This is a genomic window from Blastococcus carthaginiensis (assembly GCF_030731085.1).
GTDB lineage: Bacteria > Actinomycetota > Actinomycetes > Mycobacteriales > Geodermatophilaceae > Blastococcus > Blastococcus carthaginiensis.
The window spans coordinates 37576-62660 of sequence record NZ_JASNFN010000012.1 but is presented as its reverse complement, the minus strand read 5'-3'; the positions used below and the strand labels follow the sequence as shown (position 1 = coordinate 62660).

General features: G+C 74.1%; 19 protein-coding genes. 8 read left to right on the top strand and 11 right to left on the bottom strand.

The window, feature by feature from the left end:
- Window positions 1-17: 17 nt before the first annotated feature.
- Together QOZ88_RS11735 and dop are read right to left on the bottom strand one after the other, a co-directional pair.
- A complete protein-coding gene (locus QOZ88_RS11735; RefSeq protein ID WP_305999947.1) occupies window positions 18-227 on the bottom strand; it encodes a ubiquitin-like protein Pup in 210 nt (69 codons plus the stop codon).
- A 116-nt stretch (window positions 228-343) separates the two neighbouring features.
- Complete coding sequence (gene dop, locus QOZ88_RS11730; RefSeq protein ID WP_305999946.1) at window positions 344-1849, bottom strand: depupylase/deamidase Dop; 1506 nt, start codon at window positions 1847-1849, stop codon at window positions 344-346.
- Between the two features lie 359 nt (window positions 1850-2208).
- Between dop and QOZ88_RS11725 the strand changes: the two genes are divergently transcribed.
- Window positions 2209-2814: a LysM peptidoglycan-binding domain-containing protein gene (locus QOZ88_RS11725; protein WP_305999945.1), complete on the top strand. Its 606-nt coding sequence runs from the start codon at window positions 2209-2211 to the stop codon at window positions 2812-2814.
- A gap of 185 nt (window positions 2815-2999) precedes the next feature.
- Here the strand turns inward: QOZ88_RS11725 and arc are convergent, their stop codons facing one another.
- The 3 genes from arc to QOZ88_RS11710 form a co-directional block, all read right to left on the bottom strand.
- Window positions 3000-4775 carry a proteasome ATPase gene (gene arc / locus QOZ88_RS11720; protein WP_305999944.1) on the bottom strand — a complete coding sequence of 592 codons (1776 nt, stop codon included), beginning with the start codon at window positions 4773-4775 and terminating at the stop codon, window positions 3000-3002.
- A 199-nt stretch (window positions 4776-4974) separates the two neighbouring features.
- Window positions 4975-7302, bottom strand: coding sequence for a transketolase-like TK C-terminal-containing protein (locus QOZ88_RS11715; RefSeq protein ID WP_305999943.1), 2328 nt, complete (start codon window positions 7300-7302; stop codon window positions 4975-4977).
- A gap of 142 nt (window positions 7303-7444) precedes the next feature.
- Window positions 7445-8383 (bottom strand): tRNA (adenine-N1)-methyltransferase, encoded by a 939-nt coding sequence (locus QOZ88_RS11710; RefSeq protein ID WP_305999942.1) that lies wholly within the window; start codon window positions 8381-8383, stop codon window positions 7445-7447.
- Between the two features lie 95 nt (window positions 8384-8478).
- Here QOZ88_RS11710 and QOZ88_RS11705 point away from each other — a divergent pair, with 95 nt between their 5' ends.
- Entirely contained in the window at window positions 8479-9426 is a 948-nt protein-coding gene (locus QOZ88_RS11705; RefSeq protein WP_305999941.1) for a RecB family exonuclease, read from the top strand.
- 58 nt (window positions 9427-9484) lie between these two features.
- On the opposite strand, the gene QOZ88_RS11700 is transcribed toward QOZ88_RS11705, so the two are convergent.
- Entirely contained in the window at window positions 9485-10189 is a 705-nt protein-coding gene (locus tag QOZ88_RS11700; RefSeq protein ID WP_305999940.1) for an HAD family hydrolase, read from the bottom strand.
- Window positions 10190-10534: 345 nt separating this feature from the next.
- Between QOZ88_RS11700 and QOZ88_RS11695 the strand changes: the two genes are divergently transcribed.
- Window positions 10535-11521, top strand: a complete 987-nt coding sequence (locus QOZ88_RS11695) for a GGDEF domain-containing protein (RefSeq protein ID WP_305999939.1) — start codon at window positions 10535-10537, stop codon at window positions 11519-11521.
- Window positions 11522-11552: 31 nt separating this feature from the next.
- Here QOZ88_RS11695 and QOZ88_RS11690 read toward each other — a convergent pair whose 3' ends face one another.
- Together QOZ88_RS11690 and QOZ88_RS11685 are read right to left on the bottom strand one after the other, a co-directional pair.
- Window positions 11553-12275 (bottom strand): class F sortase, encoded by a 723-nt coding sequence (locus tag QOZ88_RS11690; RefSeq protein ID WP_305999938.1) that lies wholly within the window; start codon window positions 12273-12275, stop codon window positions 11553-11555.
- 79 nt (window positions 12276-12354) lie between these two features.
- The gene (locus QOZ88_RS11685; protein ID WP_091935559.1) at window positions 12355-13125 is read right to left on the bottom strand and encodes a hypothetical protein; all 771 of its coding nucleotides are present in this window, start codon (window positions 13123-13125) and stop codon (window positions 12355-12357) included.
- A gap of 283 nt (window positions 13126-13408) precedes the next feature.
- Here QOZ88_RS11685 and QOZ88_RS11680 point away from each other — a divergent pair, with 283 nt between their 5' ends.
- Together QOZ88_RS11680 and QOZ88_RS11675 are read left to right on the top strand one after the other, a co-directional pair.
- Window positions 13409-13999, top strand: coding sequence for a copper resistance CopC family protein (locus QOZ88_RS11680; RefSeq protein WP_305999937.1), 591 nt, complete (start codon window positions 13409-13411; stop codon window positions 13997-13999).
- A complete protein-coding gene (locus QOZ88_RS11675) occupies window positions 13996-15366 on the top strand; it encodes a copper resistance D family protein (protein WP_305999936.1) in 1371 nt (456 codons plus the stop codon). The genes QOZ88_RS11680 and QOZ88_RS11675 overlap by 4 nt, the downstream gene beginning before the upstream one ends.
- Before the next feature lie 68 nt (window positions 15367-15434).
- Here the strand turns inward: QOZ88_RS11675 and metH are convergent, their stop codons facing one another.
- Window positions 15435-19235, bottom strand: coding sequence for a methionine synthase (gene metH / locus QOZ88_RS11670; RefSeq protein ID WP_305999935.1), 3801 nt, complete (start codon window positions 19233-19235; stop codon window positions 15435-15437).
- A 214-nt stretch (window positions 19236-19449) separates the two neighbouring features.
- On the opposite strand from metH, the gene QOZ88_RS11665 reads away from it, so the two are divergent.
- The 3 genes from QOZ88_RS11665 to QOZ88_RS11655 all read left to right on the top strand — a co-directional run bounded on the left by QOZ88_RS11665 (window position 19450) and on the right by QOZ88_RS11655 (window position 22595).
- Window positions 19450-20319: a PAC2 family protein gene (locus QOZ88_RS11665; protein ID WP_305999934.1), complete on the top strand. Its 870-nt coding sequence runs from the start codon at window positions 19450-19452 to the stop codon at window positions 20317-20319.
- Between the two features lie 104 nt (window positions 20320-20423).
- On the top strand, window positions 20424-20645 hold the full coding sequence (locus tag QOZ88_RS11660; RefSeq protein ID WP_091935547.1) for a tautomerase family protein: 222 nt from the start codon (window positions 20424-20426) through the stop codon (window positions 20643-20645).
- Window positions 20646-20756: 111 nt separating this feature from the next.
- The gene (locus QOZ88_RS11655; RefSeq protein ID WP_305999933.1) at window positions 20757-22595 is read left to right on the top strand and encodes a BTAD domain-containing putative transcriptional regulator; all 1839 of its coding nucleotides are present in this window, start codon (window positions 20757-20759) and stop codon (window positions 22593-22595) included.
- Window positions 22596-22727: 132 nt separating this feature from the next.
- On the opposite strand, the gene QOZ88_RS11650 is transcribed toward QOZ88_RS11655, so the two are convergent.
- Together QOZ88_RS11650 and mshC are read right to left on the bottom strand one after the other, a co-directional pair.
- Window positions 22728-23771, bottom strand: coding sequence for an HD domain-containing protein (locus QOZ88_RS11650; RefSeq protein WP_305999932.1), 1044 nt, complete (start codon window positions 23769-23771; stop codon window positions 22728-22730).
- On the bottom strand, window positions 23771-25021 hold the full coding sequence (gene mshC / locus QOZ88_RS11645) for a cysteine--1-D-myo-inosityl 2-amino-2-deoxy-alpha-D-glucopyranoside ligase (RefSeq protein ID WP_305999931.1): 1251 nt from the start codon (window positions 25019-25021) through the stop codon (window positions 23771-23773). The genes QOZ88_RS11650 and mshC overlap by 1 nt, the downstream gene beginning before the upstream one ends.
- Window positions 25022-25085: the final 64 nt, after the last annotated feature.

Below are 25085 nucleotides of genomic sequence, written 5' to 3'. Positions count from 1 at the left end.
TTCCTAGAAGGAATGGCCTATTGGCCCCCTTTTTGTACATAAGAGCGAACAAATTCTTCGGAATTCTCTTCCAATACGTCGTCGATCTCGTCGAGGAGCGAGTCGACGTCCTCGGACATCTCCTTGTGGCGCTCGGCCACCTCAGAGTCGACCGAGGCCTCGATCTCCTCGTTCTCCTCGCGCGACCGCGTCGCCTTCTGCTGCCCGCCGGTGTCCCTGGTGGCCATGCTGCCCTCCGGTCCGTCAAGTGGCTGGTGCTGGTCAGGAAACTACCCGCAGCCACCGACATCCGGCGTCCGCCGACCGGGTGCGGTGGATGCGCCCCGCCCCTGTGGACGACCGGTCAGGGGCCGGTGATCGTGTCGACGAGCTCCTGGGCCGTCGCCGAGGCCTCGAACAGCGCGCCCACGTGCTCCCGCGTGCCGCGCAGCGGCTCCATCGTCGGGATGCGCACCAGGTTCTCCCGGCCCAGGTCGAAGACCACCGAGTCCCAGGAGGCTGCGGCGATCTGGGCAGGGAACCGGCGCAGGCACTCGCCGCGGAAGAACGCGCGGGTGTCCGAGGGCGGCGCCAGCATCGCGCGGACCACCTCCTCGTCGGTGAGCAGGCGCTTCATGGCGCCGCGCGCGACCAGCCGGTTGTACAGCCCCTTGTCCGGCCGCACGTCGGAGTACTGCAGGTCCACCAGCTGGAGCCGCGAATCGCTCCACTGCAGGCCGTCGCGCGAGCGGTAGCCCTCCAGCAGGCGAAGCTTCGCCGGCCAGTCCAGCCGGTCGGCCAGGCGCATCGGGTCGGCCTCGAGGTCGTCGAGCACCGCGGCCCACTGTCGCAGGACGTCGTCGGTCTGCTCGTCGCGCTCCCCGCGGGTCTCGACGAAGCGCTCGGCCCGCTCCAGGTACAGCCGCTGCACCTGGATCGCGGTCAGCCGCCGGCCGTCGCGCAGCCGCACCCGGTGGGTCAGCGAGGGATCGTGGCTCACCGCCTGCAGCTCGGCCACCGGCTCCTCGATGGCCAGGTCCGGCGGCAGCGCCCGCGCCTCGATCATGGCCAGCACGAGCGACGTCGTCCCGACCTTGAGGTAGGTCGACAGCTCGGCGAGGTTCGCGTCCCCGATGATCACGTGCAGGCGGCGGTACTCGTCGGGGTTGGCGTGCGGCTCGTCGCGGGTGTTGATGATCGGCCGCTTCAGCGTCGTCTCCAGGCCCACCTCGACCTCGAAGAAGTCGGCGCGCTGCGAGAGCTGGAAGCCCGGCGTCCGGCTCTCCACCCCGATCCCGACCTTGCCCGCCCCCGCGAACACCTGGCGGGTGACGAAGAACGGCACGAGCCCGCGGATGATGTCGATGAACGGCGTCCGCCGGTCCATCAGGTAGTTCTCGTGGGCGCCGTAGGACGCGCCCTTGCCGTCGGTGTTGTTCTTGTACAGCTGGATGGGGTGCGTGCCGGGGATCTGCGCGGCCCGCCGGGCGGCCTCGGCCATGACCCGCTCCCCCGCCTTGTCCCACAGGACGATGTCGCGCGGGGTGGTGACCTCCGGCGTCGAGTACTCCGGGTGCGCGTGGTCGACGTAGAGCCGGGCGCCGTTGGTCAGGATGACGTTGGCCATCCCGGAGTCCTCGTCCAGGTCGTTGTGGTCCAGGGCCTGCGCCGGAGTCAGGTCGAACCCGCGGGCGTCGCGCAGCGGCGACTCCTCCTCGAAGTCCCACCGGGGACGGCGGGGCGTCGGCGCCTCGGCCACCGCCCAGGCGTTCACCACCAGGCTGGACAGCGTCGTCGGGTTGGCCCCCGGCTGCCGCGGCACCGAGATGCCGTACTCGACCTCGGTGCCCATGACCCGCCGCACGCTCATGGCCCAACCCTAGGCGGCGGCCGTCGCCGGGACCGGCGCAGGCATCGAGCCGCCGTCGGCACCCGAGCGGCGCCGGCATCGAGCCGCCGTCGGCACCCGACCGGCGCAGGCATCGAGCCGGCGCCCTGGCACATGCCGGAACCGTTCCGTAGCCTCGGTCGTGCCCCGGCCGCACCGAGTGGTCATCGGGGACGTGCGCGGATCCCGGCCGTCGAGCCGGTCCGCCGCAGATTCAGGACGCGCCGCGCGCCCTCCTCCGCCCAGCGGCCGCGCCTCCTCCGTCGATCCGGCTCCGTGGGTGGAGCGCGCCGTCCCTCCGCGGGTCCGGCCGTCCGGGCGCCCGCCGTTCTGAGAGGACCATGACGAACCGCAGCACCCCCCGCCCGTCCACCCGCTCCTTCCGCCGCGGCGCCGCAGGCCTCGCCGTGGCCGGCGCCGCGCTGGTCGCCCCGTTCCTCGGCACCGGCACCGCCGCGGCCGCCGACGGCGCGACCTGGGACCGCCTCGCGCAGTGCGAGAGCAGCGGCAACTGGGCGATCAACACCGGCAACGGCTACTACGGCGGCCTGCAGTTCTACCAGCCCACCTGGGAGGCGTTCGGCGGCCTGGAGTACGCCGCGCGAGCCGACCTGGCGACGCGCGAGCAGCAGATCGCGGTCGCCGAGAAGACCCTCGCGGCGCAGGGCTGGGGCGCCTGGCCGGCGTGCTCGGCGAAGCTGGGGCTCACCGAGGCCGACAAGGCGGGCAGCGCCGCGGCTCCGGCGCCTGCTGCGGCCCCGGCACCCACTCCCGCGCCCGCCCCTGCCGACGCCGGGCAGCAGTACACCGTGCAGGCGGGCGACACGCTGTCGCGGATCGCGGCGTCCGCCGGGCTGGACTGGCGCGCCGTGTACGACGCCAACCGCGGGGTCATCGGCGCCGACCCGGGCCTGATCTACCCCGGCCAGGTGATCCGCCTGGGCTGACCGCCGGCCGAGCGGCGCCCGGGTTTCGGCCCGCCACCGCCGTCCTGGCTCAGCGCACGGGGTCCTGGCTCACCGCCGGTCGTGAGCCAGGACCCTTGATGACCAGGTGACCTGATCACCAGGGAGCCCCGGACAGACGGACGGCCCGGCCACCGCGCAGGTGGCCGGGCCGTCCGTCTGCGCGGCTACAGGTACTGGCCGGTGTTGGTCGCCGTGTCGATGGCGCGACCGGCCTCGTTGCCCTTCCCGCTGATGAGGGTGCGGATGTAGACGATCCGCTCGCCCTTCTTGCCCGAGATCCGCGCCCAGTCGTCGGGGTTGGTCGTGTTGGGCAGGTCCTCGTTCTCCTTGAACTCGTCGAGGCACGCCTGCATGAGGTGGCCGACGCGGAGCCCGCCGGTGCCGGTCTCCAGCCGCTCCTTGATCGCCATCTTCTTCGCGCGGTCGACGATGTTCTGCAGCATGGCGCCGGAGTTGAAGTCCTTGAAGTAGAGGACCTCCTTGTCACCGTTGGCGTAGGTGACCTCGAGGAAGCGGTTCTCCTCGCTCTCGGTGTACATCCGCTCGACGGTGCGCTGGATCATCCCGGCGATCGTCGACTCCCGGTTGCCGCCGTGCTCGGCGAGGTCGTCGGCGTGCAGGGGCAGTTCGGGCACCAGGTACTTGCTGAAGATGTCGCGGGCGGCCTCGGCGTCGGGCCGCTCGATCTTGATCTTCACGTCGAGCCGACCGGGGCGCAGGATCGCCGGGTCGATCATGTCCTCCCGGTTGGAGGCGCCGATGACGATGACGTTCTCCAGCCCCTCGACGCCGTCGATCTCGCTGAGCAGCTGCGGCACGATCGTCGACTCGACGTCGGAGGACACCCCCGACCCACGGGTGCGGAAGATCGAGTCCATCTCGTCGAAGAACACGATGACCGGCGTGCCCTCGCTGGCCTTCTCGCGGGCCCGCTGGAACACCAGGCGGATGTGCCGCTCGGTCTCCCCGACGTACTTGTTGAGGAGCTCGGGGCCCTTGATGTTCAGGAAGTAGGACTTCGCCTGGTTGACGCCCTCGCCCTTCACCGCGGCGACCTTCTTGGCCAGCGAGTTGGCCACCGCCTTGGCGATGAGCGTCTTGCCGCAGCCGGGTGGGCCGTAGAGCAGGATCCCCTTCGGCGGGCGGAGCTGGAACTCGCGGAACAGCTCGGCGTGCAGGAATGGCAGCTCGACGGCGTCGCGGATCTGCTCGATCTGCCGGGAGAGGCCACCGATGTCCGCGTAGTCGATGTCGGGGACCTCCTCGAGGACGAGCTCCTCGACCTCGCTCTTGGGGATCCGCTCGTAGACGTAACCCGACCGGCTCTCCAGCAGCAGCGAGTCGCCCGCGCGCAGCGGCTGGCCGGCCAGCGAGTCGGCGAGGTAGACGACGCGCTCCTCGTCGGTGTGCCCGATGACCAGCGCGCGCGGCGTGACGCCGTCGACCGGCTCGAGCAGCTCCTTGAGCATGACGACGTCGCCCTGGCGCTCGAAGTCGCGCGCCTCGACGACGTTCATCGCCTCGTTGAGCATGACCTCCTGGCCGGTGCGCAGGCCCTCGACCTCGACGTTCGGCGAGACGGAGACCCGCAGCTTGCGGCCGCCGGTGAAGACGTCGACCGTGCCGTCCTCGTAGGAGGTGAGGAAGACGCCGTAGCCCGACGGGGGCTGACCGAGCCGGTCGACCTCCTCCTTGAGCGTGACCAGCTGCTCGCGGGCGTCCCGCAGGGTGCCGGCCAGCTTGTCGTTGCGCTCGGACAGGAAGGCGGCACGGCCCTCTGCCTCCGCAATCCGCTCCTCCAGCGCGCGCACCTGGCGCGGGCTGTCGGCCACCTTGCGGCGGAGCAGGCCGATCTCTTCCTCGAGGTAGGAGATCTGGCTGAGCAGCGAGGCCACGTCACGCTCACGCCGCGCCTTCAGCTCGTCAGGACCCAGGCCCATCACGCACCTCCGCACTGTCGGGGGAGCCAGGACGCAAATCTATACACGCGGACGGACAGTTCGCCGTGGGCTCGCGGAGGTCGCGACGGGCTGCTAGAGGCACCGGCGGAGCACCGCCTGCGACTCCTCCGCAGCGGATCGCGGGACCCGCGGCGGTCGCTCCCGGCCCACCACGCAGGACGTCGGCGGGCACGGCCACCTAGTCGACGAGGTCGAGCGCGGCGCCGACCAGCGAGCCGACGTCGAGTCCGTGGTACCGGTACACGCTGTCCAGGTCACCGCTCTGCCCGAACCGGGTGACCCCCAGGTGCGCGGCCGGCGCACCGCGGACCCCGGCGAGGAACGCCAGCGTGTGCGGGTGACCGTCCAGGACGGTGACCAGCGGGGTGGCCCGGTCGGCCGGGAACACGCTGTCGAGCACCCACGGCGAGGCGTCGTCCAGACCCCGTCGCGCCTGGACGGCGCGGAAGAGCAGGCCCGGGCTGGTCACCACGACGACGTCGGCGGGGAAGCCCAGCCCGTCGAGCCGCTCGGCGGCGGCCAGCGCCTCGGGCACGAGCGCGCCCATCGCGGCCAGCGTGACCGCCGGGCGGGGCACCCGCCGCAGCGGGTACGCCCCCGCCACCACCTGGCGACGGCGCCGCTCGCGCGCGGCCGGGTCGGCCGGCACGGCGGCGAGGGCCTGGTCGACCGGGCGGGTGGACAGCCGCACGTAGGCCGACTGCCCACCCGGACGGCCCATCTGGCCGAGCGCCGCGAGCAGGCACCACTCCGCGTCGAGGGCGAACGCGGGTTCGTACGACAGGCAGCCGGGCTGCTCCAGGCCGATCGACGGCGTGGTGATCGACTGGTGCGCGCCGCCCTCGGGCGCCAGCGTCACCCCCGACGGCGTCCCGACCAGCAGCGACTGGCCGCCGGCGTAGATGGTGAACGACCACGGCTCCAGCGCCCGCTCGACGAACGGGTCGTAGAGGACGCCGATGGGCAGCAGCGGCTGCCCCCAGCGCGACCAGGTCGCGCCGAGCTCGCCGATCGCGCCGACCAGGTTCGTCTCGGCGATGCCGAGCTCCACGTGCTGGCCCGAGGGCTGCTCCCGCCAGTGGAGGATCGTCTCGGCGTCGTCGGCGAACCAGTCACGGCGGTCCTCGTGCGACCAGACGCCGACCTTGTTGACCCAGCCGCCGAGGTTGGTCGAGCTCGACACGTCGGGGCTGACGGTGACCACCCGCCGGCCGACCTCCGGCGCGGCGCGGTTGAGGTCGAGCAGCGTGCGCCCCAGCGCGGCCTGCGTCGTCGCCGTCCCGGAGGGCGTGCGGCCGAGGTCCGCGGGCACGTCCGGCGTGCCGGCGTCGTCGACCGGGGTGCGGGCCAGGCGGGCGGCAGCGTCGGCGAGCAGGCCGGCCGGGGCGCTGCCGGGCGGGAACCCGGCCCACGGCTCGGCCGGGTCGACGCCGACGCGGGCGGCCAGCTCGGCGAGCTGGGCCTCGGTCAGCAGCGCCGAGTGGTTCTGCGGGTGCCCCTCGGTGGCCAGACCGTAGCCCTTGAGCGTGTAGGCGATGACGACGGTGGGGCGGCTGTCGTCGATCTGCGCGAACGCCTGGCGCAGCGCGGCGAGGTCGTGCCCACCGAGGTTGCGGACGGCGGCGACGAGGTCGTCGTCCGGCACGTCGGCGACGAGCGCGGCGACCGCGCCGGCGCCCGGCCCCTCCCCCGGCAGCTCGCGGCGCACGTCCGCCGCCGGACGGCGCAGCAGGCGCTGGTACTCGGCGTTGCTCATGCCGTCGACGCGGTCGCGCAGCTCCGGGCCGCCGGGGCGGGCGAACAGCTCCTCGAGCAGCCGCCCGTACTTGACGGTGAGCACCTGCCATCCGGCCGCGGTGAACATGCCCTGCAGGCGGGTGGCACCCATGGTGGGGACGACGCGGTCCAGGGACTGCCGGTTCAGGTCGACGACCCAGTTCACCTCGCCGAACTCGGCGACCATCGGGTCGAGCACGGCCTCCCAGACAGCGCCCTCGTCCAGCTCGGCGTCGCCCACCAGCGACCACTGGCGCCCGGTGCCGCCCGCGCCGAACTGCGTGTTGACGTAGCGGCGGGCCAGCGCACCCCAGATGGGCGCGGTCGCGCCGATGCCGACCGACCCGGTCGAGTAGTCGGCCGGGACGGGGTCCTTCAGCCGCGAGGGGTAGGACTGCAGCCCGCCGAAACCGCGCAGCGTGGTCAGCCAGGAGGCGTCGAGCTGGCCGAGCAGGAACTCCAGGGCGTGCAGCACCGGGCTGGCGTGCGGCTTGACCGACACGCGGTCCTCGGCGGTCAGCTGCTCGAGCCACAGCGCCGTCATGATGGTGACCATCGAGGCGCTGGACGCCTGGTGACCGCCGACCTTGAGGCCCGACGGGTTCGGCCGCACCCGGTTGGCGTGGTCGACGATCGCCGTCGCCAGCCACAGCACCCGCTGCTCGATCTCCCGCAGCGCGGCGTCGTCCGGAGCGTCGGCGTGGGCCGTCCTGGGCGCGAGGTCGGTCACGTCTGGTCTCCTCCGGCTGTGCTGGGGCGAGGACCAGGCGCACCTGCCGCGCCACGGTCCCGTCGATCATCCGCCCGCCTGCCCACGTCGCGCGCGGCACCGGCCGCGTCGGCGGCGGGGCGGTCCTCCCTCCGGGCCGCGTTCAGTGCTTCTGGGCGCGGCGCTGGCGGATCGGGGCGACGGCGCCCTCGGCGAGGCGGCGGGCGGTGACGAGGAACGCGGTGTGGGCCACCATGCGGTGCTCGGGGCGGACGGCGAGGCCGACGGCGTGCCACGGCCGCAGCAGGCTCTCCCAGGCGTAGGGCTCGGTCCAGACCCCCTGCGCGCGCAGCGCCTCGACGTAGGTGGACAGCTGGGTCACCGTGGCCACGTAGCCGACCAGCACGCCGCCCGGGCGCAGCGCGGCGGCGACCGTGGGCAGCACCGCCCAGGGCTCGAGCATGTCCAGGACGACGCGGTCGACGACCTCGTCGGCCGGGTGGTCGGCGAGGTCGCCCAGGCGCAAGCTCCAGTTGCCCGGCACCTCGCCGAAGAAGGCGCCGACGTTGGCCCGCGCCACGTCGAGGAAGTCCTCGCGCCGCTCGTAGCTGGTGAGCGAGCCCTCGGAGCCGACCGCGCGCAGCAGCGAGCAGCTCAGCGCACCCGACCCGGCGCCGGCCTCCAGCACCCGCATGCCCGGGCCGACGTCGCCGAAGCCGACGATCTGGGCGGCGTCCTTCGGGTAGATGACCTGCGCGCCGCGCGGCATGGAGAGCACGTAGTCGGCCAGCAGCGGCCGCAGCGCCAGGTACCCGGTGTTGGCGGTGGAGTGCACCACCGAGCCCTCCGGCGCGCCGATGAGGTCGTCGTGCTCGATCGCGCCGCGGTGGGTGTGGAACTGCTTGCCCGGGGTCAGGACGACGGTGTGCATCCGGCCCTTGGGGTCGGTCAGCTGCACCCGGTCGCCGGCCACGAACGCGCCCTCGACCGGCTCGGCCCGCTGCACGGGCACCTGCTCCCCCACCTGCTCCGCCGCCTCCTCGGCCGGCGCGGGCTGCGCCTCCTCGACGACGTCGGTCCCGGGCTCCTGCTCACTGGTCACGGGCGACCAGCGTACGGACGGTGCCGGTGTGACCCGGGACGCCGATGCGGCGCGGGCGCTCGGAACTGTCGGAGGAGCCACCTAGCCTCGGGTGCATGACGGCGATGGTGCAGACCGACCCGGCAACCGGCACGCCCGCGGAAGGCGCCGCGGTGCCCGGTGACGCGACGGCACCCCGCCGCCCGTCCCTCTCCCCCAGCCGGGCGGCCGACTTCAAGACCTGCCCGCTGCTCTACCGCTTCCGCACCATCGACCGGCTGCCAGAGCGCAAGAGCCTCGCGGCCGTCCGCGGCACGCTGGTCCACACCGTGCTGGAGCGCCTCTACGACCTCCCCCCGGCGCAGCGCACCCCGGAGAGCGCCCTGCAGCTGGTCGAGCCTGCCTGGGCCGAGCTGCGCGACGAGCCGGGCATCGCCGAGCTGTTCGAGACCGGGCAGGACGACGGCGCCGAGAGCGACGCGAACGCCCCCGAGTCGGTGACGGCGTGGCTGGCCTCGGCGGGGAAGCTGGTGGAGAAGTACTTCTCGCTCGAGGACCCGCGCCGCATCCAGCCGGCCGGCCGCGAGGAGCTCGTGGAGGTCACGCTTCCCGACGGGCTGCTGCTGCGCGGCTACGTCGACCGGCTGGACGTAGCACCGAACGGTGCGCTGCGGGTGGTCGACTACAAGACCGGCTCGATGCCCCGCGAGGCGTTCGAGTCCAAGGCGCTGTTCCAGATGAAGTTCTACGCGCTGGTGCTCTGGCGCACCCGCGGGGTCGTCGCCGCCCAGCTGAAGCTGCTCTACCTCGGCGACGGCGACGCGCTCACCTACGCGCCGGAGGAAGCGGAGCTGGTCCGCTTCGAGCGCACGCTCCTGGCCATCTGGTCGGCGATCGAGCGGGCGGTGGCCACCGGCGAGTTCCGGCCGAACAAGAGCCGGCTGTGCGGCTGGTGCGACCACCAGGCGCGCTGCCCGGCCTTCGGGGGCACTCCCCCGCCGTTCCCCACCGACGCCGCCGCGGCCGCGGGCTGGCGGACGACGCTGCCGGTCACCCCGGTCTGAGCCCTGCCGATCACACCGGTCCAGCGCAGGCCGCCGGACATCCAGCGGCCAGGGGCGCTCAGCGGCCGGCGAGCGGCGCCGAACGCCCCCCGGCGAGGACCTCGACGAGCCCGCCCACCTCGATCCCGACCAAGGTGTCGCGCAGGGTGAGCCCCGGCGCCGGCGGCACCGGCTGCATCGCCGGCACCCCGAGCACCGCCATGCCGGCGGCCAGCCCGGAGGTGACACCCACCAGCGAGTCCTCGACCACGACGCAGGCGGACGGCTCCACGCCCAGCGCGACGGCCGCCTGCAGGTAGGGCGCCGGGTCGGGTTTGCGGGCGGGCACCTCGTCCCCGCACACGGTGACGTGGAACGGGATGCCCCCCAGGTCCGCCGCGATGCTGCCCAGCACGATGTCGGCGAGCCGGCGCGGCGTCGTCGTCACCAGGGCCGTGCGCAGCCCCGCAGCGCGGACGGCCGAGAGCAGCTCGCGGGCGCCGGGCCGCCACGGGATCCCCGTGCCCATGAGCTCGGCGACCCGGTCCTCGACCCACCGGGCGTCGGCCTGCAGCTGCTCCTCGGTGCGGACGATCCCCAGATCGGCCTGCAGCACCTGCATCGAGTGGCGCATGCTCGTCCCGACGGTGCGGGCCCGCGCCTCGGGCGACATGCGGCCGCCCAGGGAGGCGGCGAGCTCGAACATCGCCTCGCCCCAGTACTCCTCGGTCTGCACCAGCGTGCCGTCCATGTCGAACAGGACGGCGGCGAGCTCGTTCGGCATCAGGGCTGCGACGTTCCTTCGCGACGGGGCTCCCGGGCGCACGAGGCGCGCAACGGGGACGGGTGGACGAGGCTCGACCCCTCCCGGCCCGGCAGCCGTCCACGCGGTGGGTGTTCCGCGGGTCCGAGTCTCCCAGCCCGCGCGGCGCCACCGGGACAGCGCCCCTCGGAGCGGCGTCCGCACCGGGGTGGTGCCACCGGATCCGCGGTGCACGCGGTAGTCGTCACGTATGAACAGCTTCGGCCGCAGCAGGGGCGCAGGCGGGCGGCACCCCCGTCCGGGGCAGACCGACCGCGGCGGCTCCAGGACCCGCCATCGCGGGCCGATGACCGCCAGGTGAGGGCAGTGAGAGCCGAGCCGGTCTCCCGGGACGTCGCCTCCCCGCGGGCGATGGCCCAGACCCTGGCGCTCTTCTACGTCGCCGGGGGGAGCACCGCCGTCCTGGCCGCCGGCGGCGGGACCGACCAGGCCGTGCGCCGCTGGCTGGTCGCCGGGATCGGCCTGCTGGCCGTGGCGGTGGGCGCCGCGCTGTTCCGGTGGGACGTCGCCCCGCCGCGCGTCGTCCAGGGCGGGCTGGTCACCGCAGGCAGTTGCCTGATCGGTGCCGTCGTGCTGATCGCGCCCGATGCCACCACCGCTGTGGTCCTCGCGTCGGTCAGCGCGTTCGTCGGCGTGATGGCCTGCTTCTTCGCCGACCGCCGGGTGGCCGTGGCCCACGTCGTGACCGTCGTCGGCGCCACCACGGCGGCCCTGCTGCTGCGCGGTGACGCGTCGGCCGCCAGCGCCGCGGCCCTCGCGGTCGTCGTGAGCACCCTGGCCTCCGTCACCCGCACCCTGGTCGTGCGTGCCTCCGACGCGGGCAGCGACGCCCTCACGGGGCTGGCCAACCGGCGTGGGTTCGACGAGGCGCTCGGCGAGCACATCCGGCGAGCCGACGTCCCGCTGTCGGCGGCGCTGCTGGACCTCGACCACTTCAAGCTGATCAACGACACCGACGGGCACGAGGCCGGCGACCGCCTCCTGCGCCGGGTCGCCGGCAGCTGGCGGCAGGCGCTGCCGGGCGGTGTGCTGCTGGCCCGGCACGGCGGCGACGAGTTCGCGCTCCTGCTGCCCGGCCTGGACGGGACCGAGGCGCTGGCGCTGGTCCGGCACCTCTGCTCGCTGGTGCCCGGCGTCGGCGTGTCGGCCGGCGTCGCCCAGCGCTGCCCGCAGGACACCGCCGCCCAGCTGATGCGCCGCGCCGACCTGGCGCTCTACCGGGTCAAGGCCGACGGCCGCGGGGCGGCGGCGCTGCACGCCGACGACCCACCCGAGGCCGCCGCGTCCCGCTGACGGCCGGGTGGCCCCACCGCTGCAGGGCGGATCAGGCCGGCCGGGTGCCGACCAGGGTGGCGAACGCGATCACGTTGTCCTCGTAGCTGCGTGCGGAGGAGTCGAAGTCCCCGCCGCAGGTGATCAGCCGCAGCTGCGCGTCCTCGGTGTTGCCGTAGACCTCGAGCGTCGGGAAGTCGTCCTTCGGGTGCCGCTCGACCCGGTCGACGGCGAAGACCGCGACCGTGCCGTCCGCGCGGGTCACCTCCACCTCGTCGCCGGGCTGGAGAGCACCGAGGTCGAAGAAGATGCCCGGCCCGTGCTCGGCGGAATCCACGTGCCCCAGCAGCACCGCCGGTCCGACCGCCCCGGGAGCCGGGCCGCGCTCGTACCAGCCCGCCTGGTCGTCGGGGCCCAGCGGCGGCACCTCGACGGTGCCGTCGTCGTTCAGCCCCAGCCGCAGCAGGTCGCTGGTCACGCCGATGGCGGGGACGCGCACCGAAACCGGCTCGGCCACGGCCTCCGCCGCCGGCTCAGCGGCCGGCGTCTCCGGGGCGGCCGGCCCGGCCGGGGTGGACGGCGTGCCGGACGTGGACGGTGTCGCGGGCGTGGCCGGCGTCGCGGAGGTGGACCGCTCGGTCGCGGCCGCGGGCTGGGGGGCCTGCCGCTGCCCGGTCACGGCCACGACCACGGCGAGCACGGCCACGAGGGCCAGGCCCGCGGCCAGCGCGATCCACCTGCGGGTGTTCGGTCGACGGCCGTCCTGCTCGCTCACGCGGGGTCCTTCCGGGAGTGGTGGAGGGGGTGCGGGCCGCGCGGGAGGCGTGCTGCCCCCCGCGCGGCCCGGAGCCGGATCAGGCCTGGTCGGCCTGACGACGGCGGTAGGCGACGGTGCCCGCGGCGACCGCACCGGCCGCGGCCAGGGCCCCGATCCCGATGGCGGCCTGGTTCTCGGTGCCGGCCGTGCTGCCGGCGCCGGTCTCGGCACCGCCGGCGGGAGCGGCGCCCATCTGGGCGGTCTCGAGCACGCCGCAGGCGGCCGGGGCGGTGGCCTCCATGGGCAGCGACGGGTCGAGGTCGCTCATGACGTCGCCGTCGTAGGCGCCGCTGCCGTTCTTGTCGACGCCGTGGAGCACCAGGACGGCGGTGCCGTCCTCGAACGCCGCGTGCACGTCGTCGCTGACCTCGAAGGTGCGCTCGTAGCTGATCGAGCCGCCCTCGGCGGTCGGGAACCGGTCGATCGCCAGCCCGCTGTCCGGGCTGGTGTCACCGGTCGTGGTCAGCGAGGACCCGATCGCGCCGTAGTACGGCGCGCCCTCGGTGACGCTGACGAAGCCGTCACCGTTCTCGTCGTCGGCGTCGGTCGGGCACTGCCCCTGCGCACCGATGTGGAAGTGCTGGGCGTGCGGCGAGCCGGCCAGGAGGCCCGAGGCCTCGATCATGACGGTGGCCGTGTTGCCGTCGAGGGTCACCATGCCGGTGCCCTGGACGCCGGACTGGTTGAGCGCGCCGAGGTCGGCCTGGTAGCTGTGCGCGCCCTCGTGCGCCGAGGCGGTGGACACCGCCAGCAGCGGGAAGGCCGCGGCGGCCAGGGCGACGGTCGGGAGTGCGAGTGCCTTGCGCATGGTCTGCTCCTCTGGTCGGAAGGGGCGGCGGTCGAGGACCGTCCACCCGTCGTGCCGGCCGGCGCGCTCTGCACCGACCGTGGTTCCGGTCCGGGGACCGAGCAGCGCGCCGATCCCCCGGCGCCGTGCTGCACGACCTGCATTCGGGAGCCGGTGCCGGATCGGTTCACCCGGTTCTGGGGGGCCCGTGACCACACGGGTGGTGGTCGACCGGGACGATGCCGTCCCGGAGGCTGGCCGCGCCCCGGGCAACCGGAAACCCGGCTGGGAACGAAGGACGGGCATGACTGCTTCGCGACAGGTCCGCCGTCGGAGGGGAACCGCGCTGCTGCTCGCCCTGCTGGGCGGCGCGTTCCTCCTGGGTGCGGCGCCCGCCGCGTTCGCGCACGACGGCCTCGTGGGCACGACCCCGGCGGCCGGCACCACCGTGCCCACGCCGCCGGCCACGGTCGAGCTCGCGTTCACCGGCGAACCGCTGCCCCTCGGCACCCTCGTCCTGGTGACCGATGCGAACGGCGCCGTCCTCTCCGAGGGCGACGCGGAGATCCGGGGCACCTCCGTCGTCCAGCGGCTCGTCGCCGATCGGCCCGCCGGGGCCTACCAGGTCGTCTGGCGCAGCACGTCCTCGGACGGGCACGCGCTGACGGGCACGTTCGACTTCACGGTCGCGGCGGGGAGCACCCCCGCCGCGCAGTCGCCGGAGTCGGCGGCGCCCACGCCGGAGCCGGCCGCGCCGTCGCCCGCCGCGGTGGCCGAGGACCTGGACCCGGCGTCCGCCGGCAGCCCGGTCGCCGGGGTGTGGGTCGCCGTCGGCGCGATCGTCCTCGTCGGCCTGGGCAGCCTCGTCGTGAGCCGGCAGCGCAGGCGCGGATGACCGGCACCGTGTCCGTCGCGCCGGCCCCTGCGACGGGTGCCATCGGCCGGCCGCCGCGCATCGGACTCGCGCTCGTGCTCACCGGTGCGGGCCTGGCCGCGCTCCTCGTCGGCGCCCTGGTGGTCGGCGGTGGGGCCCCCGAGGCGGATCCGGCGGAGCTCAGCGGCGGAGGCGCGCTGGTCGGGTGGGGGCTCCCCCTGGTCACCCTGGTCGGACGGATCGCGGCGGTCGGGACGGTCGGCACGCTGCTGCTCGCCGCCGTCCTGCTACCCGGCCGGGCCGGCCTGCCGGTGGAGTTCCGCCGGGCGCTGCGTGCGGCGTCGGCGTGGGCGCTGGTCTGGGCCGGGGCGACGGCCCTGGGTGCGCTGCTCACGGTGAGCCGGCTGGTGGGCACCTCCCCCACGTCGCTGACGTGGTCCCCGCTGCGGGTCTTCCTCGAGGACACCGGTGCCGGCCGGGCCGCGCTGCTGGTGGTGGCGCTCACCGCGCTGGTCGGGGTCGCCGCCCGCCGGAGCACCGGCGTCCCGGCCGCGGCGTCGCTGCTCCTCGTGGCGGGGGCCGCGCTCGTGGTCCCGGCCGTGCTCAGCGGCCACTCCGCGACGGCGGAGGACCACCTGCTCGCCGTCACGGCCCTCGGCGTCCACGTCGTCGCCGCGACCGCCTGGGTCGGCGGTCTGCTGGCCCTGCTCGTCCACGCCCACCACGGCGCGGCCACGAGCGAGGCGGCGCGGCGGTTCAGCCGCCTGGCGCTGGTCTGCTTCCTCGCCACGGCCGCCTCCGGCCTGCTCGCCGCGGGTCTGCTGCTGGGCGGGACCGCAGGGGCGCTGGCGGCGCTGGGCACCGGCTACGGCGCCCTGCTGCTGGCCAAGACCGCCGGCCTGACCGTCCTGGGCGTGCTCGGGGCGCTCCACCGCCGGCACACCCTCCCCCGGCTGCGCGCCGGCGACGGCCGGGACTTCCGCCGGTTCGCCGCCGGCGAGGTCGTGCTCATGCTGGCGACGGTCGCGCTGGCCGTCGCGCTCGCGGCCTCGCCGCCCCCGGCGGGCGCCGAGCGCACGGCCGCGCCCACCACCGCGCCGGCAGCGGGCGCCGACCCGATGGCCGGGCACGACCACGGCGAGCTGTCGGTGGCCGTGCTCGTCGACGACGAGCGCTTCCACGTCGCCGGCCCGGTCGCGCCGGGGTCGCGGGTGACCGTCTTCAACTCGTCCGCCGCGGAGGTCACGCTCACCGCGGCCGACGGGTCGTTCGACGTCGTCGTCCCGAGCGGGACGCTGACCACCTTCCTGGCCCCCGCGGAACCGGGCCCGCACCCCTTCGCCAGCCGCCACTCCCCCGGCTACGCCGACGTGCTCGTCGTCGAGTGAGTTGATGGAGCGGCCCGGGGCAGGGTCCCGCCGCGAGCCTGCGAGCGGTGGGAGGCACCCGGGTTCTCCTACTCGTCCTCGGTGCGGTACCCGAGGTTGGGCGAGAGCCACCGCTCCGCCTCGGCGATCGTCCACCCCTTGCGGGCGGCGTAGTCCTCGACCTGGTCGCGCCCCACCCGGCCCAGCACGAAGTACTGCGCCTGCGGGTGGGCGAGGTAGAGACCGCTCACCGCGGCACCGGGCCACATGGCCAGGCTCTCGGTGAGCTGGATCCCCGTGGCCGCCTCGACGTCGAGCAGGTCCCAGATGGTCAGCTTCTCGGTGTGCTCGGGGCAGGCCGGGTAGCCCGGAGCGGGGCGGATGCCGCGGTACTTCTCGGCGATCAGCGCCTGGCTGTCCAGCGACTCGTCGGCGGCGTAGCCCCAGAACTCCCGGCGCACCCGCTCGTGCAGCCGCTCGGCGAACGCCTCGGCCAGCCGGTCGGCCAGCGCCTCGAGCATGATCGCGCTGTAGTCGTCGTTCTCCCCCTTGAACGCCGCCACCCGCTCGGCCGAGCCGAGGCCGGCGGTGACCGCGAAGGCGCCGACGTAGTCGCGCAGCCCCGTCTCCTCGGGCGCCACGAAGTCGGCCAGGGACTTGCGCGGGGATCCGTCGCGGCCCTCGGTCTGCTGGCGCAGCTGGTGCAGGGTCGCCCGGACGGCGGTGCGGGACTCGTCGGTGTAGACCGCGATGTCCTCGCCGCCGACCCGGTTGGCCGGGAACAGCCCGAGGACGCCGCTGGCCCGCAGCCAGCGCTCCGCCACGATCCGGTCGAGCATCGCCTGGGCGTCCTCGTACAGCCGCCGGGCGGCCTCCCCCGTCGCCGGGTTGTGCAGGATGTCGGGGAACCGGCCGCGCATCTCCCAGGCGTTGAAGAACGGCTGCCAGTCGATGTAGCCGCGCAGCTCCTCGAGCGGGTAGTCGGGGAAGGTCTTCACGAACTGCGTGGCGTCGTCGTGCAGGTGGTCGCAGCCGGGACCCGTGCAGACGTCCTTCGCCTGCTGGAGGAGCATGCGGGGCCGTGGCGGGGTGTAGCCGCTCCAGTCCACCGGGGTCGCGTTCGCCCGCGCCTGCTCCAGCGGCAGCAGCTTCCGGCTGTCCTGGCGGGCGGCGTGCCGTTCGCGCAGCGCCGCGTAGTCGGCGTCGGTCTCGGCCAGCAGCTGCGGGCGCTGCTCGTCCGACAGCAGCGCGGCGACCACCGGCACCGACCGCGAGGCGTCCTTCACCCAGATCACCGGCCCGTGGTATTTCTGCGCGATCTTGACCGCCGTGTGCGCGCGGGACGTCGTCGCGCCGCCGATGAGCAGCGGGACCTCGAAGCCCTGCCGCTCCATCTCCGAGGCGAGGGTGACCATCTCGTCCAGCGACGGCGTGATCAGCCCGGAGAGGCCGATGATGTCGGCACCCTCGGCCTTGGCGGCGTCCAGGATCTTCTGCGGCGGCACCATGACGCCCAGATCCACGACGTCGTAGTTGTTGCACTGCAGGACGACGCCGACGATGTTCTTGCCGATGTCGTGCACGTCGCCCTTCGCCGTCGCCATGACGACCAAGCCGTTCGTCCGCTCGGCGTCGCCGGGCTGCTTCTCCGCCTCGATGAAGGGGATGAGGTGGGCGACGGCCTTCTTCATCACGCGGGCGGACTTCACCACCTGCGGCAGGAACATCTTGCCGGCGCCGAAGAGGTCGCCCACGACGTTCATGCCGTCCATCAGCGGGCCCTCGATGACCTCGATCGGCCGGCCGCCGCGGGCGGCGATCTCCTGGCGCAGCTCCTCGGTGTCGCTCTCCGCGAACTCGTCGATCCCCTTCACCAGGGCGTGGGTGATCCGCTCGCCCACCGGCAGCGACCGCCACTCCTCGGTGGCCACCTCCTTGACCGAGCCGTCGCCCGCGAAGTCCCCCGCGATCTCCAGCAGCCGTTCGGTGCTGTCCGGACGGCGGTTGAGGACCACGTCCTCGATGCGCTCGCGCAGCACCTCGGGGACCTCGCTGTAGACCTCGAGCTGGCCGGCGTTGACGATCGCCATGTCCAGGCCCGCCGCGATCGCGTGGTAGAGGAAGACCGAGTGGATCGCCTCGCGCACCCGGTTGTTGCCGCGGAAGGAGAACGACACGTTCGAGACGCCGCCGGAGACCAGCGCGCCGGGCAGGTTCTGCTTGATCCAGCGCGTGGACTCGATGAAGTCCAGACCGTAGCTCGCGTGCTCCTCGATGCCCGTGGCGACGGCGAAGACGTTGGGGTCGAAGATGATGTCCTCGGCCGGGAAGCCGACCTGCTCGACGAGGATGTCGTGGGCGCGGCGGCAGATCTGCGTGCGGCGCTCGAGGGTGTCGCCCTGGCCGTCCTCGTCGAAGGCCATGACGACGACGGCCGCGCCGTGCTTACGGCACAGGCGCGCGTGGTGGACGAACTCCTCCTCGCCGTTCTTCAGGGAGATCGAGTTGACGATCGCCTTGCCCTGGATGTTCTTGAGGCCGGCCTCCATGACCTCCCACTTGGAGGAGTCGACCATGACGGGCACGCGGGAGATGTCGGGCTCGGCGGCGATCAGCTTGGTGAAGCGGTCCATCGCCTCGACGCCGTCGATCATCCCCTCGTCCATGTTGACGTCGATGACCTGGGCGCCGGCCTCGACCTGCTGCCGGGCCACGGTGAGCGCGGCCGGGTAGTCACCGGCCTTGATGAGGTTCCGGAAGCGGGCCGAGCCGGTGATGTTGGTGCGCTCGCCGACGTTGACGAACAGGGACTCCTCGGTGACCGACAGCGGCTCCAGCCCGGACAGCCGCAGCGCCGGACGGACCTGGACCGGGACGCGCGGCGCCTGCCCCTCCACGGCCCGGGCGATCGCGGCGATGTGCGCGGGCGTGGTGCCGCAGCAGCCGCCCACCAGGTTCACGAAGCCGCTCCCGGCGAACTCGCCGATGATCGCGGCGGTCTCCTCCGGGGCCTCGTCGTACTCCCCGAAGGCGTTGGGCAGCCCGGCGTTGGGGTAGCAGGACACGAACGTGTCGGCCACGCGCGCGATGTCCGCGATGTAGGGCCGCATCTCCTTCGCGCCGAGCGCGCAGTTGAGGCCGACCAGCAGCGGCTTCACGTGCCGGATCGAGTGCCAGAACGCCTCGGTCACCTGCCCGGAGAGCGTGCGGCCGGAGGCGTCGGTGATCGTGCCCGAGATGAGCACCGGCCAGCGGCGCCCCCACTCCTCGAACAGCGTCTCCAGGGCGAAGACGGCCGCCTTGGCGTTGAGGGTGTCGAAGATCGTCTCGACCAGCAGTGCGTCCGAACCGCCGTCGACCAGCCCGTTCGCCTGCTCGAGGTAAGCGGCGACCAGTTCGTCGAAGGTGATGTTGCGCGCGCCGGGGTCGTTGACGTCGGGCGAGATGGACGCCGTCCGGCTGGTCGGTCCGATGGCGCCGACGACGAAGCGCGGCTTGCCCGGCGTGCGGGCGGCCATCGCGTCGGCCTCGGCGCGCGCCAGTCGTGCGGAGGCGACGTTCAGCTCGTAGGCCAGCTCCTGCATGCCGTAGTCGGCCAGGGAGATCGTGGTGGCGTTGAAGGTGTTGGTCTCGATGAGGTCCGCGCCGGCCTCGAGGTACTCGCGGTGGATCGCGGCGATGATCTGCGGCTGGGTGATGCTCAGCAGGTCGTTGTTGCCCTGCACGTCGCTGGGCCAGTCGGCGAACCGCTCCCCGCGGTAGCCGGCCTCGTCGGGCCGGTCGCGCTGGATCGCCGTCCCCATGGCGCCGTCGAGGACGAGGATGCGCTCCTGGAGCAGCGCGGTGAGCTCGGCCGTGACGTCCGGACGGACGGTGGGTGACTCGGACACAGGGTTCCCCAGTGGGTCTCTCGATGGGCGTGCGGGCCGCGGGCAGCGTCACCCCGGCGGGCTGGCCCAGGCCTGGGCGTTCCCGATGTCGGCGCCCATTGTCGCACCCGGGGCACCTGCGGTGCAGCGGGCGTCGTGGACCGGGCAACCCGCCGGTGGGTGAACCGCGGGCGTGCGCCGGGCGGGACGGCGGGATCGACGTAGGCTGGCAGAGGTGATCGATCCGACGCCCGATGCAGATGACCTGCCGCAGCTCACCGACCCGGTGGTCGTGGTGGCGTTCGAGGGCTGGAACGACGCCGGGGACGCCGCCACGGGGGCCGTGGAGCACCTCGAGCTGATCTGGGACGCCAAGCCCCTGGCCGCGCTGGACCCCGAGGACTACTACGACTTCCAGGTCAACCGCCCCACCGTCTCCCTCGTCGGCGGGGTGAGCCGGCGCGTCGAGTGGCCCACCACCCGCATCTCGGTGGCACGGCCCGAGGGGCTGGACCGCGACGTGGTGCTGATCCGCGGGATCGAGCCGAACATGCGCTGGCGGGGCTTCTGCGAGGAGCTGCTGGAGATCCTCGACGAGCTCGACGCCTCGATCGTCGTCGCCCTCGGCGCCCTCCTGGCCGACACCCCGCACACCCGGCCCACGCCCGTCACCGGTTCGGCTTACGACGGCGAGTCGGCCCGGGCCTACGGGCTGGAGACCTCCCGCTACGAGGGCCCCACCGGCATCCTCGGCGTCTTCCAGGACGCGTGCGTGCAGGCGGGGCTGCCGGCGATCAGCTTCTGGGCCGCCGTGCCGCACTACGTCTCCCAGCCGCCGTCGCCGCGCGCCACCGTCGCGCTGCTGCAGCGGGTGGAGGAGGTCCTGGAGATCACCGTGCCGCTCGGCGCGCTGCCGCAGCAGGCCGACGACTGGGTGAAGACGGTCGACGAGATGGCCAGCGAGGACGCCGAGGTCGTCGAGTACGTGCGCTCCCTGGAGGAGCGGGCCACCGAGGTCGACCTCTCGCAGGCCAACGGCGATCAGATCGCCCGCGAGTTCGAGAGGTATCTGCGCCGCCGCGGCGGCTCCGCCGGCGGCGCCTGACACCGGGCTTCCCGCTCCCCCGACGTCCGTCACACGGGGCGTCACACGCCCGCGGTCGATCCTCCTTCTGCCGGCACGTCGGCCGGCCCGACAGAGGAGGAACCATGCCGTTCGTCAACGTGAAGGTCATCGAGGGCGTGTTCACGTCCGAGCAGAAGCACGCCATCGTCGAGAGGCTCACCGACGCGATGGTCGCCATCGAGGGCGAGGCCATGCGGGGGGTCACCTGGGTGGTCGTGGAAGAGGTCGCCAGCGGTGACTGGGGCATCGGCGGCACGTGCCTCACGACCGGCGACGTGCGGTCCCTCGCCGCCGCCGGAGCGTGACGCCACGGCGGCGGTGACGGGTCCACCGCTGCCGCCGCCCCGGCCCGCTCGCCGGCACCCGCTCGTCGGCGCCGTCGCCGCTACCGTTCCGGTGTCGGAGGAGGCGAGGCCATGACCGTGGTCGCGGTGACCCTCCTGGGACGGCCGAAGGTCCTTCTGGACGGCGTCCCGGTCGACCCGCCGCGGGGCAACAAGGCCTGGGCCCTGCTGGCCCACCTCGCCCTGAGCGACCGCCCGGTCCCGCGCCGCACCCTGGTGGACCTCCTTTTCGCCGAAGCCCAGGACCCTCCGGGCGCCCTGCGCTGGAACATCAGCGAGCTCCGGCGGGTCCTGCGTGCAGCCGCGTCGCTCGACGGCGATCCGCTCTGCCTGCAGCTGACGCCCGGCAGCAGCGTCGACGTCCGGCAACTCACCGACGGCGGCTGCGCGCAGGCGGTGGAGCTGGCGGGGTTCGGCCGGGAGCTCCTGGAGGGGCTGAGCCTGCCGACCGCCCCCGGGTTCGACGCGTGGCTCTCGGCGGAACGGTGCAGGATCCGCAGCTGTGCGGAGGCCGTCCTGGTGGAATGCGCCCTCGACCAGCTCGCCCGGGGCTCGGCGGGGACGGCAGCACAGCTGGCGGCACGAGCCGTGGCGATGGACCCGCTCGATCCCGGGCACCACGCCATCCTGGTGCGGAGCCTCGGTGCGGCCGGAGATCACGTAGGCGCCCGCCGCCAGGCCGTCCGGTGCGTCCGGCTGTTCCGCCGCGAGCTCGGCTGCGCCCCGCCGGCCGAGATCCTCGCGGCCACCAGGCCGCCGTGCTCGGGGCAGCTCCCAGTGGCCGGCGTCGCGGCCGTGCGCTCCTACCTCGACGCCGGCCAGGCATCGATGAGAGCCGGCGCCGTGGACCGTGGTCTCGACCAGCTCCAGCGGGCCGCCGACGTGGCGGTCGGGGTCGGTGCGCCCGCGCTACGGGCCGGTGCCTTCCTGGCTCTCGCGAGTGCTCGGGTCCACGGCGCGGGCGAACGGGGCACCGAGGTGCGCTCGCTCCTGCATGCAGCCGCGGCCCTCGCGCGCACGGCGCAGGCCGAAGGGCTCGTCGCCGCGGCCTGCCGGGAGCTGGGCTTCCTGGGCGTGCAGCGGGGGCAGCACGACCGCGCCCTGGTGTGGTTGGACGAGGCGCAGCGTGCCACCGACGAGAACGGCGAGACCGCCCGGACGCTCGGGGTGCGCGGCATGTGCCTCACTGACGGCGGGGAGTACGACGGCGCCCTCCGGTGCCTGGACGAATCCGTGGGACGCGCCGTCCGGGCGGGCGACACCCGCCAGCAGGCGTGGTCGCTGGCGATGGTGGGGCGGATCCACACGCTGCGCGCCGAGCACGCCCTCGCCGTGCCCGTCCTGGACACCGCTCTGCAGCTCGTATCCCAGGACGCGTGGACGGCGTTCCAACCGTGGCCGGAGGCGTTCCGGGCGGAGGCGGCGATCGGGCTAGGGGACCGTGGGACGGCGCACGACCTGCTCGATCACGCCTGGGTCCTGGCGACGGAGAGCGATGACCACTGCTGGATGGCGACGGTCGCCCACGGTGAGGCCCGGCTCGCTCTGGTCGAGGGCGACCGGCCTCGGGCCCAGCGCTGGTGCGACCGGGGGCTGGCCCCTGCGCCGTGGTACCTCTGGCCCTACGCCCGGCTCCTGGAGGCCGCCTGCGCCGCCGCCCCTGACGCCGGGCGGGCGGCCTTGGCGAGGATCGACCGGCTGACCGCGATCGCCGCGCGCGGCAGCATGCGTCCCCTGCTAGCCCGGGCGCACCTGCATCGGGCGGAGGCGGGCGCGCGCAACGGGGTGGCGGCGGCCCGGGCGGTGGCCTCCCAACTCGACGATCCCGCGCTCCACGCCCTGATCACCCGGCACGAGGCCACGGCAGCGGCCCGGCATCGCGCACGTCCGGCTGTCCCTGTCGCGCCGTGAGGTCGGCGCGGTCGTCCGTGCGGGACCCAGCATCCCGGCCGGCACGACATCGACCGTCGGCCGGGGGCTCTCTCGGCGGCGGTGAGACGACCACCGGCCGACCCTTGCCGCGGGGACCTGGTCGGCCGGCCGTCAGCGTTCGGTGAGCAGCGGGCGCATCTGCGCGGACGCGTCGGCGTCGAACAGTCGGTCGTGGGTGGCCAGGGCGAACCGGTCGGTCATCCCCGAGACGTAGTCCACGACCTGGGTGAGCGGCTCGGCCTCGGTGTCGCGGTAGCTGGCCGGGATCAGCTCGGGGTGGGCCAGGTGGTGGTCGACCAGCCGGCGGATGACGTCGATCGCGAGGTGCTTCTGCCCCGCGGCGACGTCGGAGGCGTACACGCGCGCGAACATGAAGCCGCGCAGCTCGTGCATCGCCGCCAGCGGCTCCGGCGCCATGACGACACGGCCGCCGTCGGCCAGCGACCCCTCCACGACCGCGTCGATCATCGACCCGACCATCTCGCTGCCGGGCTGCCCGAAGACGGCCAGCGCCCGGGAGGGCAGGTCCGCGACCCGGATCACCCCGGCCCGGACGGCGTCCAGGGCGTCGTGGGACAGGTAGCCGATCCGGTCGGCGTACCGCACGCACTCCGCCTCGCGGGTGTCCGGCGGCGGGTCGATCTTCCAGCTGTGCGCCCGGATTCCGTCGCGCACCTCCCACGTCAGGTTGAGGTCCTCCAGCACCTCGACGATCCGCACCCCCTGCGCGGCGTGGTGCCACCCGCCGGGCACGTAGGGGTCGAACGCCTCCTCGCCGATGTGCCCGAACGGCGAGTGCCCGACGTCGTGCCCCAGGGCGATCGCCTCGGCGAGCGTCTCGTTGAGCCCCAGCGCCCGGGCCAGCGAGCGGGCCACCTGCGTCACCTGCAGCGTGTGCGTGAGCCGGGTGACGAAGTGGTCGCCGTCGGGGTGGAGGAAGACCTGCGTCTTGTGCTTGAGCCGGCGGAACGCCTTGGCGTGCAGGATCCGGTCGCGGTCGCGCTCGAACGCGGTGCGCAGCCCGTCCTCCGGCTCCGGGCGGGCCCGCCCCCGGGTGCCGGCCGCCCGCGTCGCGGCGGGCGCGAGCTGCTCCTCGGCCCGCTCGCGGGCCGCCCGGTCGGTCAGCCGGAAGGAGCCGGCGGGGGCGCTGGTCATCAGCCGACCTGCAGGTCCACGCCCAGGAGCGCGTCCACGGCGTCGCAGACCACCTGCGGCGCGTGCTCCTCGAGGTCCTCACCGCCGGCCAGGGTGCGCTCGGCCCAGGCGTCGACCAGCGCGATCGCGCCGGAGCTGTCGAGGTCGTCGGCGAGGCGCTCGCGCAGCCCGTGCAGCACCGGGCCGGCGGGGGCACCGACCTCGCGCGCGACGGCCTGGCGCCAGGTGGCCAGGCGCTCCTGGGCCTCGGTGAGCAGGTCGCCGGTCCACGTCCGGTCGGTGCGGTAGTGCCCGGAGAGCAGGGCCAGCCGGATCGCCATCGGGTCGACGCCCTCGCCCCGCAGCTTGGAGACGAAGACCAGGTTGCCCCGGCTCTTGCTCATCTTCTCGCCGTCCAGGCCGATCATCGCCGCGTGCACGTAGGCCCGGGCGAACGGCTTGGTGGCCGTGAGGGCCTCGGCGTGCACCACGGAGTACTCGTGGTGCGGGAAGACCAGGTCGCTGCCGCCGCCCTGGACGTCGAAGCCCATGCCGATGGTGTCCAGCGCGATGGTGGCGCACTCGACGTGCCAGCCCGGCCGGCCCCGCGTGCCCCGCGGGCCGGGCCAGGCCGGTTCCCCGGGGCGCTCACCGCGCCAGAGCATCGGGTCGAGGCGGTTGCGCTTGCCCTGACGGTCGGGGTCGCCGCCGCGTTCGGCGAAGAACGCCAGCATCGTTCGCTCGTCGTAGCCGGACTCCGAGCCGAACCCGGGCGCCTGCGCGACGTCGTGGTAGACGTCGCCGGTGCCGTCGTCGAGCACGTAGGCCAGCCCGTCGTCGAGCAGCCGCTCGACGTGCGCCACGATGCGCGGGATCGCCTCGACCGCACCCACGTAGTCCTCGGGCGGCAGGACGCGCAGCGCCGTCATGTCCTCCCGGAACAGGGCCGTCTCGCGCATCGCCAGGACGATCCAGTCTTCGCCGTCGCGCTCGGCGCGCTCGAGCAGCGGGTCGTCGATGTCGGTGACGTTCTGCACGTAGTGGACCGCGTGGCCGGCGTCGCGCCACACCCGGTTGACCAGGTCGAACGCCAGGTAGGTGGCGGCGTGACCGAGGTGCGTCGCGTCGTACGGGGTGATGCCGCAGACGTACATCCGCGCCGTCCGGTCCGGCGTCGTCGCGACGATCTCGCCGCGGGCGGTGTCGTAGACCTTGAGGACGGGGCCGGTGCCGGGCAGGGTCGGCAGCAGCGGGGCGGGCCAGGAGAGCACGGCACGAGCCTAGAGGCGTGGTCCGACGGCACCTGCCCGCACGTCCGTGCGGGTCATCACGGCG